Origin of the sequence: uncultured Thiodictyon sp., assembly GCA_903837595.1 — a bacterium.
Taxonomy (GTDB): domain Bacteria; phylum Pseudomonadota; class Gammaproteobacteria; order Chromatiales; family Chromatiaceae; genus Thiodictyon.
In genome coordinates this window covers 15,038-27,812 of sequence record CAILVI010000533.1, presented here as the reverse complement: position 1 = coordinate 27,812, position 12,775 = coordinate 15,038, and the positions used below count along the sequence as shown (strand labels likewise).

The following is a 12,775-nucleotide window of genomic DNA, read 5'->3' as shown; positions in this document are numbered from 1 at the left end:
GACCGACCCGCGGGTCGATCGTCGTCTCAACGCCCAAGAGGCACCTATAAGGGTTGTGACACGGGCCGGACGCCCGCGGCGCTCCCCATGGTCGACCCTCCATGGTCCACAACGGCGACGGACGAAGGTCGGGGGTTGGGAGGTCGGCCGGGCATAGTATGCCGGGCGCCGCACAAAGTCGAGATCTACAAAGTTGGCGGCACCCTCAGCGGCCAGGCACCGACTCAACCCGCATCCTGGCGTCTGGCGTCCCGCGCCACCTGCGCCGATGGCAGCAATGACGCTGAAGGCACGAAAAAAGCTAGCTTCCTTCTGAAAAAAAAGGATAATTCACACTACATCAACGATTCAACCTAGCTGAGGAATGCACCATGTCTGCAAACCACGAGACGCGGCTCGCGACCACCCAGGGCACCTTTTCGCCTGACTTACAAAAGAACTGGGGCTGGCTGCTGGTCTTGGGTCTGAGCTCGATCGCGTTGGGCACGCTCGGGTTCTATATGACCTTCGCCTTAACCCTGGTGAGCGTCCTGTTCTTCGGCGTATTGATTCTTGCGGCCGGTATCTTCCAGCTCATCCATGCCTTCACCTGTACCGGTTGGAAGTCCGTGTTCTGGCATGTCCTCATTGCACTGCTGTACGTGGTGGCCGGTGTCGACATCATGATCGACCCGGTGCGCGCCTCCGCCATCCTAACCCTGGTGCTGGCCGGGCTCCTGATCGCGGTGGGACTGCTGCGTAGCATCATGGCGTTCCAACTGCGTTCGACGGCCGGCTGGTTGTGGCCGCTCCTCTCTGGCCTGGTGTCCATCGCCTTGGGCGCCATGATCCTGGCCCAATGGCCGATATCGGGCCTGTGGGTCATCGGTCTGTTCGTCGCCATCGAGCTCGTCTTCAACGGCTGGTCCTATCTCATCATCGCGCTGGCCGTCCGCCGGGCGGGGCGCGAGGGTCGGATTTCCGCATAAGGCTGCGCCGGCATGCCAAGTCGGCCGGAGCCATCGCGGCCAGGGCCCGCTCCTGCGCGGTAGGAGCGGCCCCCTGGCCGCGACGAAGTCGCCGCGGATTGGCCAACAGACTGATCAAGGAATCAACCTCTCCAACAATTGGCTACGGACCTACATCACATACCTCACCCAGCCCCAGGCGATCAGCAAGCTGATCAAGGCCACGGGCACCCCGACCTTGGCAAACTCTCCGAATGAGATACTGAGCCCGGCCCGATTGGCCGCGTCGACCACGATGATGTTGGCCAGACTGCCGATGATGATCAGATTGCTGGAGAGCCCGCTGGCCAAGGCCATTAAGGGCCCAGCCTGATGATCCGCGGCATAGGGCAGGAGCAGCATCACGGTCGGCACGTTCGAGGTCAGGTCGCTCAGAACGGCGCTGACCACGTACAGTACCCCACTGTCCTGGAGATCGAACCCAGCCGCTTTGAGGTCTCCCACCAAGTGCTGCGGCATCCCGGTATCCTGGATGGCGCCGTTGACGATGAAAAGCCCGACGAAGAGGATCAACAGACCCCAGTCCACGCGGTCCAGCATATCCCGGGACAAGAAGCGGGCATTAAAGAGCATGAAGGCGCCGGCGCTCGCCGCGACCAGGCCGCGACTCCACTGCGTGAAAATGAAGGCATAGAGGATCAGCCCCAGGACCAATAGCCCCTTGACAGTCTCCAGGCGATCCAGCGTGAGCTCAACTGACTCCTCGCCGACGGCGGCACTGCCCGGCCGGGCGAGCCACCAGCGTCCACGGTAATAGAAGCCCAGGGCCAGCCACACGACGATCAGCGACAGGGCGGCCGGCACGGCCGCGTAGCCCATGAAGCCTGCAAAAGAGAGCTGGAGGGTCTCGCCGATCAGCATGTTCTGGGGACTGCCGATGATGGTCGCCACCGATCCGGCATTGGCGGCGAAGGCAATAGCCAACAGAAAGGGCACCGGATTCAGGCCGCGGCGCAGGCTGATTGAGAGCACCACCGGGGTCATGGCCACGGCCACCACATCGTTGGTGAGAAAGGCGGATAGGATGCCGACCAGGCCGGTGAGCAGGGCCAATAGGATAACGGGTGAGGCCTGGACCCGACCCACCGCGCTCGACAGCACCCCATAAAGCCCGGACATCTGGAACTGGATGGAGATCAGCATGAGCCCGAATAGCATACCGATGGTGCTGAAGTCGATGCTCGCGAGCGCCTGGGTCTGGGTCAGCTCGGCGGTGGCCAGGAGCGCGATGGCACCGCCCAGGGCGATCGACGCGCGGTCCACCTTGAGCCAGGGCAGATGGCCCAACATCATCCCCAGGTAGACGACGAAGAAGACGAGCAGGACGATCGACATGGGTCAACCCCGCTTGCGCTTGCCGCTGCCCTTGTCGGCTTCCTCCGCCGCATGATAGGCACGCCGGATCTCCTCCAGGTCCAACGCGGGTTTGGGATATTGCAGGTCCAGCCCCTGCATGGCATCGGCCACAATGTTGGCGACGGCCAGATTCCGGAACCATTTGTGGTCGCACGGAATGATGAACCAGGGGGCGTGGGAGGTGGAGGTGCGCTCCAGGGCGTCGTCGAAGGCTTCCAGGTAATCGTCGAAGCATTCGCGCTCCCGGTAGTCGGAGTCGCTGATCTTCCACTGCCGATGGGGATCGTCCAGCCGCTGGGCGAAGCGCTTGAGTTGCTCCTCCTTGGAGATCACCAAGCAGAACTTCAGGATGGTCGTGCCGTTTTCGGCGTGGAGCAGGTGCTCCCATTCATTGATCAGGTCGTAGCGCCGCTGCCAGACCTTGCGCGGGACCAGCTTATGGACGCGGCTGACCAGCACGTCCTCATAGTGCGAGCGGTTGAACACCGCCACCTCACCCTTGGCCGGGGCGTGCGGGTGAATGCGCCAGAGGAAATCGTGTGCCGCCTCCGCGGCCGTCGGCGCCTTGAATCCCTGCACCTTGCAGCCCTGGGGGTCCATGCCGCCGATGACGTGCCAGCACACCCCATCCTTGCCCGCGGCGTCCAGGCCCTGGAGCACGATCAGGAGTGAGTGCTGGTTGTCGCCATACATCTTGCGCTGGAGTTCGCCGATCCTGACCTTAACGGACTGCAATGCCTGCTCCGGGTCCTGCTCCGCCGCCCCCTTGCCGTGATAGGCGGGATCGAATTGCTTGAGCCGCACCTTAGCGCCGGGCTCAACGATCAGTCGTTTGGCATAATTCACGTCAGCGGTCTCCCTTCAATCGGTTGGCGCAACCCTAACGGTGTCCGGTCGCGGGCCTTGATCATCGCGCCCGGGGCGCACAGCGCCTGACACAGGCGTGACACCGCCGCCGGCGGTGTCACGCGAGGGCGGGGGATGCGCGTGCCCGCCTTGCTGGACCTGCCGCGTATGACCACCGCTATTACGGGTGCGTCTCGACCTCGACTAATGAGTCCTTGAGGGCCTGCATCACCAGCGCGCGTGCCGCCTGTTCATCGACCTCGGGCACGTCCCGCTCCATGATGCGTACATATTTCTTCAGCATGTGCCGCAGATCCTCGACAATCTCCCGGTGATAGCGCGCGATCTCGATCTGTTCACATTCGCCCATGGATCTGATCCTCTGATTACCCCAAAATCGTGGGCGTTTGGCTCGTCATGTCCAGCAAAGTGTAGCGGATTCGCAGGCATCCGTGGCCGCTTGTTGGCGATCACCGGCAGCAGCGCCGTCAACGACCAAGATCGCGACCTAGCCGCACCAGGCATGGATGACCGCCCCGTCCCGCCCGGCAGGTCTCGACCTCGCTGGTCGAGACGGGTCGTGCTGCGGGGCGCGAGCGTGTGACCTTGATCATCGTCGCGGCCACGCCGACACCTGATAGGATGCGGGTCTATCTCGTTGCATCCAGGGATTCCAACAAGGTCCTTTTTCTTCCTGGCGACTTGACGGGTTGTGGGTCATGTATTAGCCTCAGACGCCACTGTTCGCGGCTCGGGACGTCCGGGACGGTCGGACCGCACGGAGGAATGAGATTTCCTATGTTGTTAGATTACGAAGTTTTCGAGCAGGCACTCACCCTGTTTCATCACTATTCCCGCCAGAATAGCGAGACCGTCCGGCAGATGCAGGCGAAGGGGATACTGCCCACGACCCGCCGCCGTGGCTTTGCGGTCTTGGATATCGGTGCCGGGCAGGGCCATTTGCCAAGCCTGATGCAACCCTATGCCGATACGCTGGTCTTGCTGGAACCCAACCGGCGGTGCGTCGAGGTATTGCAACAAGCGTTTCCTCATGTGTATCCATGCCCGTGGGGAGCCAGCGCACTGGAGCGCCTGCATCGCGATTATCCACAGGGATTTGATCTGATCACGATGTCCCATATGCTTTATCATTTTGACGGGCTCGATGATATTCGCGACAAGGTCCGGATGGCGTTGACCCTGCTGAAACCGGGCGGCCAACTGGTCATTGTACTCAATCAGCCATCCGCCCCGATGGCGCTGATTGGTATCGCGTTCCAAGTGGCCACGGGCCGCCAGGCGGAGGTTGCGACGAATCAGGATTTACATGCGTTTTGCCACACCTCGCGATTTTACCGGGACCTGGCAGGCCAAGGAACCGCGGTCGTCATCGCTTCCATCGACACCCCGCTCGACCGGGTCCCGAGCCGTGCAGCGCTGATTGCACTGTTGCGGATGTGTCTGATCAACCCCTTGTCAGAGTCCCCTTGCGCCACGGACGAACTCGACGCATTCATTAGCGAGTTTCTGGACTCACACTACCCGCGACTGACCTATCCGGCAACGCTCCCGAGTCGGGATGAACTGATTGTGATCCGCTTGACTCCGGCGCCAAAGGGTCGGATACTCGCGCCCATCCGTCTGCTTTACGGTCTTTTTCCCGGATAACCCCATGCACGTCACGCTCGTCCATGTCCATGTTAGAGCCGACCAAATCGATGCCTTCATCGCCGCCAGCCGCGCCAATCATGAGGCGTCGGTGCAGGAGCCGGGCAACCGGCGCTTCGATGTACTTCAGGACCCGACTGATCCCAGCCATTTTATCATCTATGAGGCTTACGCCACGGCACAGGCGGCCGCCGCGCACAAACAGACGGAACATTATGCCGCGTGGCGCGATACCGTCGCCGACATGATGGCGCAGCCGCGCCAGGGCGTACCCATGACCGGGCTGTTCCCCAGAGACTGAAATGATTCCACCCTTCTCAATCGCCCGGCTGCCGCGCATCGAGTTCGGTGCCGGCCGGATCGGCCAACTGCCCGGTATCGCCGCGCGCTACGGAAAGCAGTTGCTGATCGTGACCGGCAGCCGCTCATTCACGGCCAGCCCACAGTGGGAAGCATTGCGCCAGGCACTTGATGAGGCCCAATTCACGCACACGACCGTGCGCATCGCGGGCGAACCCTCGCCGGACGACATCGACACCATCGTTCAGGATCACCGCCGACATGAATACGACCTGGTGATCGGCATCGGCGGCGGTAGCGTGCTGGACGCGGCCAAGGCCATCGCAGGCCTGCTGAGATCCGGCAATACTGTGATGGACTACCTGGAAGGCGTCGGTCCGGAGCTTCCTTTTAGCGGCCCCGCCGCACCCTACATTGCCGTCCCGACCACGGCAGGCACGGGTTCGGAAGCGACGAAAAACGCCGTGCTCACCCGTCACGGCGCCGACGGCTTCAAGAAGTCATTCCGCGACGAGGCGCTGATGGCGCAATACGCCATCATCGATCCGGACCTGCTCGCGAGTTGCCCGCCGGGCCAGATTGCCGCCAACGGGATGGACGCCTGCACCCAGTTGCTGGAGGCCTATTGCTCGTCCCGCGCCAATCCGCTCACCGACGCCCTGGCGCTGACCGGGCTCAAAGCGGTACGAGATGGCCTGTCATCCTGGTATGACGGCGGGGACGGCGCCGCCACCGGGCGTGAAAAAATGGCCCTGGCCGCCCTGCTCTCCGGCATCTGTCTCGCCCAAACGGGGCTCGGCTCGGTGCATGGACTGGCCCAGCCTCTGGGGTCGTTCTTCCCCATCGCGCACGGGGTGGTATGCGGCACCCTGGTGGCAGCGGCCACCCGGGTCAATATCGAGGCCATGCAGGCGCGTACACCGGACCATCCGACACTCGCGAAATACGCCAGCGTCGGCCGCCTGCTCGGTGGCGATCCGCACGCTGGCGCCCAGGCCGCCCGCGACGCGTTGCTGCACACCTTGCAGGCATGGACCATACACATGAACTTGCCATACCTCTCTAACCTGGGCGTCGCGGAGGCGGATTTTGCCCGGATCGTGGCGAACGCGCGCGGCTCCAGCATGCAGACTAACCCGGTGGAGTTGAGCGATGCCGAAATCGACCGGATTCTGCGCCTGCGGTTTGTGGGACCGGTGTGAATCGACCCCACTGGACAGCAATCGACGCCCAGCCATCTGGGGGTGCGATGACTGGCGACCGGCTGCCAAGATCCGCGTATATTAGCCACTCCTGTATTTCCTGGGCACCCGAGAGTAAAGCCGATGCTGCGGCCACGCCTCATGAAGCATGTACGCCTGCTGGTCCTAACCGAGGACCTGCCCCAGGCGTCGCTGGCCCTGGCACAGACCGAGAACTTTCACCCCGACCCGCGGACCCCGGCGGCGGCGGCGCTCGTCGGCCTGCCGGCCCGCGATTATTGCGAGACCTATCATCAGGCCCATGCACGCCTGGACAAGATCGCCAAACTGATCCCACTTGAGGAGTACCCGGCGCTCGCGCAAGTAAGGGTCGTGCCGCACCAGGAGCTCACCGACCTCAACGGCTGGCTGGGTGAGGCCTGGCAAGAGGCGTCCAGCTACGAGGAACAACTGCGACGCCTGGACGACCAGGAGCGCCTGATCCGCGAGCAGGCAGCCGCCCTGGTCAACTTCCAGCATCTCGACATCGATCTGAAAATGCTGCGCAACAAGACCCGGTTCCTCGACTTCTATGTCGGCATCGTCCCGCGCGAGAACCTGCTCCGGCTCGAGGGTGCGGTGGGTCTGGCCGCCCACCTGCTCCATGTCTATATGCAGCGTGGGGAGCAGTCGCATGTGGTCATCGTCGGCCCGACCGGCGAGCGGGAAACGCAACTGACCGCGGTGCTAGCCGCCGCCGGCTTCCAGCCACTGGCCATCCCGGCCGAACTAGACGAGCAGCCCGAGCAACTCAGTCAAACCCTGGAGACCAGACAGGCCCAGGTGCGCACCGACCGTGAGTCCCTGCACGAGCGTCTCACCCAGTGGTTCGATCCGTTGCGCGGACGGCTACTGGAGGCGCGTCGCACCCTGCTGCTGGCGGAGCCCCTGGTCACCCTAGACCCGTCGATCCGCAGTTCCGGCCACCTGGCACACCTGGCTGGCTGGGTACCGGCACACGCGCTACCCGCACTGAGCGAGCGACTGACCGGCACCCTCACCCGGCCCTTTGAGCTTCAGGCACGCGACCCGCTGCCCGCGGAGCGCGCGCTGGTGCCGACCGTGCCGGTCAAGAATTGGCTGCTCACACCCTTCGCCCTCTTGGTCAAGCAATACGGCATCCCTGAATACGGCGAGGTGGACCCCACGCCCTGGTTCGCCGTCACCTATCTGGCCATGTTCGGGGCCATGTTCGGGGATGTCGGCCAGGGGGCCGTGATCGCCGGGCTCGCCTGGGCCTTTCGCACCCGACTGGGGGATCTGTGGCGGTTCGGGCTTCTGGCGGGACTCTCGTCGGTCGCCTTCGGCCTCGTTTACGGCAGTGTTTTCGGCTATGACCACGCCCTGCCGGCCCTGTGGATGAGCCCCATACATGACCCGATCCTGATGCTCGAACTCGCCCTGGGCTATGGCGTGATCTTTCTCACCATCGCCTGTCTGCTCGCCATCTACAACCGACTTGCCATCGGCAACCGGTGGGGAGCGGTCTTCGGGCATCATGGCATGGTGAATCTGCTGTTCTATCTGGCGCTGGTGTGGGGCGGACTGAACCTGGCACGCGGCACGGCGTTCGGCACCGCGCCGCTGCTACTGGTGGTCGGAGCGCTCGCGGCACTCGCCTGGTTCTCCTGGCAGCACCTGGCGGCCCCCCTGGGTGAAAAGATCCTGGTGGTTTTCATCGAGACCCTGGAGACCGTCATCGGCTATGTCTCCAATACACTCTCATTCCTGCGTGTGGCCGCCTTCAGTATCAATCATGTGGCCCTGTCCATCGCGGTCTTCACGCTGGCCGGGATGATGGGTGACTTCGGTCATCTGATCACTGTCATCCTGGGAAATGTGTTCGTACTGGTGCTGGAGGGCGGTATCGTGATGATCCAGGTGATGCGGCTACAGTATTACGAAGGGTTTTCACGCTATTTCGCCGGGGAAGGGCATGAATTTACCCCCCTGAGACTGCGGCGGGGACCCGTGGCGCCTTGAACTTTGAATCCAGACTGAAACGAGGAATACCCGATGTACCTGCTCGTCGCACTCATGTCCATCGCCATTCTCGGCCTGATCCTCTGCGGCATCCTGGTGGAGCTGCGCCCGGGCTTGAGCAAGCGGCTGCGCCCCTGGTACCGGCCCGCCCTGGGGACCCAACTCGTCGCCTTTGTGATCGCCCAACTCGGGCTGTTGCTGCTCGGCATCAGTGACGCGCTGGCCGCGCCCGAAACGGTAGCGGCGGCCGGGGGCCTGGCGGAGATCTCCACCGGCCGGGGGCTCGCCATCATCGGCGCCGGCATCCCCACGGGACTCTCCACCATCGGGGCCGGCATCGCCGTCGGCCCCATCGGTGCGGCGTCGCTCGCCGCCATTACAGAGAAACCGGAGACGCTGGGCCGCACACTGATCTATCTGGGCCTGGCCGAGGGGATCGCCATCTACGGACTGGTCATCTCGATCCTCTTGCTCAACAAGATCTGACGCCGACCCCGCCATGACCACTGAACACGAAGCGGCCCACCCGACCCGGATGCTGTTCTTAGGCGATGCAAGCCTGGCGGACGGCTTCCGGCTGATCGGCTTCGAGAGCATCCCCGACCCGACCCCCGAGGCGGCGGACCTGGTGTTCCGGGACCTCTCGCGCAACCGCGAGAAGGCCTTCGTGATCGTAGACGACCGGATCATGCGCGCGGACTGCCCCAACCTACGGCAGGTGCGCCGCGAGGGCGGGCGCATCGTGGTGGTCTCGGTCCCGCCGCTGAACTCCCCCACGGTCCTGGCCAGCGAGGTGGCGGACCGTCTCACTGCACTGTTCGGCGCCGGCACGCTGCCACCCGGTGCGTCCGACCATGGCGCAGGTGCAACATGATGAACCAGGTACAGGAACTCGAAGCGGCCATCCTGAGCCGGGCGGAACGCTTGGCCGATGAATTGCGCGAACGCGCCAACCGCGGGCGCGACGGCATCCTGCGGGAGGCCGCGGAACGGCTGCGCCTGCGCGAGGCGCGCGAAGAGGCCAGCGCCCGCACCCAGGCCGAGCGCAACTTCCGCCAGCGCGTCCAGGCCAGTGAACTGAAGATGCAGAGCCAGCTCGACCTCTTGCGCTGGAACCTGGTGCAGGACGTAGAACAGCGCCTCACCGAGCGAATGCGGACCTTCATGCAGGACGAGCCGGTCTACATCCACTGGCTCCTGGCCATCATTGCGCAGGCCGCCGGTCAGATCGAGCGCGACACACTTGAGGTCGCCACCAACACCCGCGACCACCAACGTCTGTTCGCCCGCTGGGACAGCGTGCTCGAAAGTCTGCCCAAGGGACAGACCGCGACGCTGGCCGAGTCCCCCATCGAGACCCTTGGCGGCTGTCTGCTGGTGAGCACGGACGGACGCATCCGCGTCGACCAGACCTTCGAGGGCCGCCTGGAGCGTCTGCGCGCACGCATCCAACAGGTGATCCTGGAACACCTGCTGCCCGGCGGACTCGACACCGCCAGCCTGTTCGGCGGATGACCTAAATGACAGCACCCAGCAGAATCGGCGTCATCCGCGACATCAACGGACCCATCGTCACCATCGAGTTGCCCGGCGCCCGCAACGGCGAGCAGGTCAAGATCGGCGCACTGGGCCTGTTCGGTGAGGTGATCTCGCTCACCGGCGCACGCGCGGTGGTCCAGACCTATGAATCCACCGACGGGGTACGCCCCGGCGAGGGCTGTGTGGGCCTGGGGTTTCCACTCTCCGTGGAGCTTGGCCCCGGGCTCATGGGCGGCATCTTCGACGGGGTGCAGCGCCCGCTGGAGAAGCTCGCACTTCAATCCGGAGACTATATCCGCCGCGGCATCAGCGTGCCGGCCCTCGACCGCTCCCGCCGCTGGACCTTCGTGCCAAATGAGAACCTCGAACCCGGGGCCACGGTGGGTGCCGGGGTGGTGCTCGGCACGGTGCAGGAGACGCTCTCGGTGCTGCACCGCATCCTGGTCCCACCGGGCATCACGGGCGAACTGGAGGACCTGGTGCCTCAGGGTGACTATGACATCGAGTCGTCCATCGCCCGGGTGCGTGCGCCCAAGGGCCAGAGTCTCAAACTCAGCATGTTCCAACGCTGGCCGGTGCGCAAACCACGCCCCTATCTCAAGCGCGACGACGGCGTCTCGCCGCTGATCACCGGGCAGCGGGTCATCGACTCGTTCTTCCCGCAACTCAAGGGCGGCAAGGGCGCCGTCCCCGGTCCCTTCGGCGCGGGCAAGACCGTGGTCCAGCAGCAGATTGCGCGCTGGTCCAATGCCGATATCGTCATCTATGTGGGCTGCGGGGAGCGCGGCAATGAGCTCGTGGACGTGCTGGAGAGCTTCCCGCAGCTCACCGACCCCTACTCCGGACGCAAGCTCATGGAGCGCACCCTGCTGGTGGCCAACACCTCCAACATGCCGGTGGTGGCGCGCGAGGCCTCCATCTATGTCGGCATGACGATGGCCGAGTATTACCGGGACATGGGCTATGACGTCGTGATGCTGGCCGACTCCACCAGCCGCTGGGCCGAGGCCCTGCGCGAGGTCTCGGGCCGGCTCGGTCAGATGCCGGTGGAGGAAGGCTACCCGGCCTATCTGGCCTCGCGCCTGGCGGCGGTCTACGAGCGTGCCGGGCGGGTCGAGACCTTTGGCGCCGGCTCCGGCTCGGTCACCCTGATCGGCGCTGTCTCCCCCCCGGGCGGTGACTTCTCAGAACCGGTCACCAGCCACACCAAGGACATCGTCGAGACCTTCTGGGCACTGTCCAAGGAACTGGCCGACGCCCGTCATTACCCGAGTATCGACTGGGTCACCAGCTTCTCCGCCCATGTCCACACCGCCGCCCAGTGGTGGCACCAGGAGGTCGACCCCAACTGGGAGCGGCGCCGCACCGCCGCACTCGCGCTGCTGGCCCGGGACGCGGAACTCTCGCGGATCGTCAACCTGGTCGGCCCGGAAGCACTGTCCGACGCCCAACGCTGGGAACTGGAGGGCGCCTCACTGGTGAAGGAGGGCGTATTGCAGCAGAGTGCACTGGATGACATCGATACCTTCTGCTCACCGCAGAAGCAATTCGCCCTGTTGAATCTGGTCATCACCATCTACCGCGACGGTGCGGCACTGATCGAATTGGGCGTGCCGGTCGCCGAACTCCAGAACCTGCCGCTCCTGGCCAAGATGCGGCGGCTCAAGTCCATGTACAGCAGCGATCAGATGGATCAGATTCAGGCCTTTCGGACGGAGGTCAGTGCCGCCATGGCGGAAATTCGCGGGGAGTATGCCAAGCAGGGGGACAGGGCAGACGGCATCCCTCCCGGGTGACACCGTTCCAGCAGTGCCAGACCTGTGTCAGGCGCTCCGCGCCCCATGCACCGATGGCCGGGATTACGATCACGGGCACGCAAAGATACCCGGACCGACCGCCGAACACCGGAAGCCAGGCCGTCAGGGCGGCTTCCGCGGAAGATGCGCCGCACCCACCGGCGATGACAAGAACCTGATAAGATTCAGCCCGGCACCCAGGAATCCAGGCACCCGGCGTTTCCTGGCCCTCGTCCTGATAAGTCGTAGGCGCCCGATGTCCATGGCACTCACCGCCACACTCTTGCACTTGGTCGCCCACACATACAGCGTTGCGCCAAGCCCGAAAGCTTCCATAACCTGGAACACCGACGCGCATAAACGCCAAGAAGGGCTCAGGGACACTCAAGAACAAGCGAGGCAGTGTCGAACCGCGGCAACTATCAACTCATCACTTCACAGTATGTCCTCGATGAGGCCGCCCAAGGCAATGCAGAACTCGCCGCCGCTCGGCTGGCTAACCTGCATGGCATCCCACTCTTAGACCTTCCCGCCGAAATACCCGAACTCGCGAGTCGATTGCTTTCCAGCGCGGTGCTGCCACCGAACGCCCGACTGGATGCCCTGCACATTTGCGCCTCTGCGTTTCATGGCCTTGACTACTTCCTGACCTGGAACTGCTCGCACATTGCCAATGCCCGGCTCTTGCCCCGAGTCCGCGATGTACTCCAAGACTTGGGCTACCCGCTGCCAACCGTTTGTACTCCGGAGGAGATGCTGGACGATGAAGAAGACATTGAATGAATCGTCGGCGGACACGATCATTTCTGACCTGCACCGCATTCGCGAGAAAATCGTCGAATCCTTTGACGGGGACCTGCGACGGTTAACGGACGATGCACGACACCGTCAGGAGGCGTCCGGGGAACGGATCTGGCGTCGCAACGAACCTCCGTACAAGGGCGATGGGGGAGTCCGCTCGGGCCGCTAACCCGCCGACTCGCCGACTCGCCATGTGCACCTCATCATCACACGATCGGCACGCGGCTCGCGAGCCGAT

General features: G+C 64.0%; 14 protein-coding genes. 11 read left to right on the top strand and 3 right to left on the bottom strand.

The window, feature by feature from the left end; translation table 11 throughout:
- Nucleotides 1–371: 371 nt before the first annotated feature.
- Nucleotides 372–968: an HdeD family acid-resistance protein gene (locus QZY44_RS32390; protein WP_295457384.1), complete on the top strand. Its 597-nt coding sequence runs from the start codon at nucleotides 372–374 to the stop codon at nucleotides 966–968.
- A 150-nt stretch (nucleotides 969–1,118) separates the two neighbouring features.
- Here the strand turns inward: QZY44_RS32390 and QZY44_RS32385 are convergent, their stop codons facing one another.
- The 3 genes from QZY44_RS32385 to QZY44_RS32375 all read right to left on the bottom strand — a co-directional run bounded on the left by QZY44_RS32385 (nucleotide 1,119) and on the right by QZY44_RS32375 (nucleotide 3,579).
- Entirely contained in the window at nucleotides 1,119–2,342 is a 1,224-nt protein-coding gene (locus tag QZY44_RS32385; RefSeq protein WP_295457379.1) for an SLC13 family permease, read from the bottom strand.
- A gap of 3 nt (nucleotides 2,343–2,345) precedes the next feature.
- The gene (locus QZY44_RS32380; RefSeq protein WP_295457374.1) at nucleotides 2,346–3,209 is read right to left on the bottom strand and encodes a PPK2 family polyphosphate kinase; all 864 of its coding nucleotides are present in this window, start codon (nucleotides 3,207–3,209) and stop codon (nucleotides 2,346–2,348) included.
- 181 nt (nucleotides 3,210–3,390) lie between these two features.
- On the bottom strand, nucleotides 3,391–3,579 hold the full coding sequence (locus QZY44_RS32375; protein WP_295457371.1) for a hypothetical protein: 189 nt from the start codon (nucleotides 3,577–3,579) through the stop codon (nucleotides 3,391–3,393).
- 230 nt (nucleotides 3,580–3,809) lie between these two features.
- Here QZY44_RS32375 and QZY44_RS32370 point away from each other — a divergent pair, with 230 nt between their 5' ends.
- The 10 genes from QZY44_RS32370 to QZY44_RS32325 all read left to right on the top strand — a co-directional run bounded on the left by QZY44_RS32370 (nucleotide 3,810) and on the right by QZY44_RS32325 (nucleotide 12,706).
- The gene (locus tag QZY44_RS32370) at nucleotides 3,810–4,877 is read left to right on the top strand and encodes a class I SAM-dependent methyltransferase (RefSeq protein ID WP_295457368.1); all 1,068 of its coding nucleotides are present in this window, start codon (nucleotides 3,810–3,812) and stop codon (nucleotides 4,875–4,877) included.
- 4 nt (nucleotides 4,878–4,881) lie between these two features.
- The gene (locus tag QZY44_RS32365; RefSeq protein ID WP_295457365.1) at nucleotides 4,882–5,178 is read left to right on the top strand and encodes an antibiotic biosynthesis monooxygenase; all 297 of its coding nucleotides are present in this window, start codon (nucleotides 4,882–4,884) and stop codon (nucleotides 5,176–5,178) included.
- 1 nt (nucleotide 5,179) lies between these two features.
- Entirely contained in the window at nucleotides 5,180–6,379 is a 1,200-nt protein-coding gene (locus QZY44_RS32360) for an iron-containing alcohol dehydrogenase (RefSeq protein WP_295457362.1), read from the top strand.
- Nucleotides 6,380–6,502: 123 nt separating this feature from the next.
- Nucleotides 6,503–8,401, top strand: coding sequence for a V-type ATPase 116kDa subunit family protein (locus tag QZY44_RS32355; protein WP_295457359.1), 1,899 nt, complete (start codon nucleotides 6,503–6,505; stop codon nucleotides 8,399–8,401).
- Nucleotides 8,402–8,434: 33 nt separating this feature from the next.
- Nucleotides 8,435–8,887 carry an ATP synthase subunit C gene (locus QZY44_RS32350; RefSeq protein ID WP_295457356.1) on the top strand — a complete coding sequence of 151 codons (453 nt, stop codon included), beginning with the start codon at nucleotides 8,435–8,437 and terminating at the stop codon, nucleotides 8,885–8,887.
- A gap of 13 nt (nucleotides 8,888–8,900) precedes the next feature.
- Nucleotides 8,901–9,275, top strand: a complete 375-nt coding sequence (locus QZY44_RS32345) for a V-type ATP synthase subunit F (RefSeq protein ID WP_295457353.1) — start codon at nucleotides 8,901–8,903, stop codon at nucleotides 9,273–9,275.
- Complete coding sequence (locus QZY44_RS32340; RefSeq protein WP_295457349.1) at nucleotides 9,275–9,916, top strand: V-type ATP synthase subunit E family protein; 642 nt, start codon at nucleotides 9,275–9,277, stop codon at nucleotides 9,914–9,916. The genes QZY44_RS32345 and QZY44_RS32340 overlap by 1 nt, the downstream gene beginning before the upstream one ends.
- Nucleotides 9,917–9,921: 5 nt before the next feature.
- The gene (locus tag QZY44_RS32335; RefSeq protein ID WP_295457346.1) at nucleotides 9,922–11,736 is read left to right on the top strand and encodes a V-type ATP synthase subunit A; all 1,815 of its coding nucleotides are present in this window, start codon (nucleotides 9,922–9,924) and stop codon (nucleotides 11,734–11,736) included.
- Between the two features lie 402 nt (nucleotides 11,737–12,138).
- Entirely contained in the window at nucleotides 12,139–12,519 is a 381-nt protein-coding gene (locus QZY44_RS32330) for a type II toxin-antitoxin system VapC family toxin (protein ID WP_295457343.1), read from the top strand.
- Nucleotides 12,500–12,706, top strand: coding sequence for a hypothetical protein (locus QZY44_RS32325; RefSeq protein ID WP_295457341.1), 207 nt, complete (start codon nucleotides 12,500–12,502; stop codon nucleotides 12,704–12,706). Before QZY44_RS32330 ends, QZY44_RS32325 begins: the two co-directional genes overlap by 20 nt.
- The last annotated feature ends 69 nt before the right edge of the window (nucleotides 12,707–12,775 follow it).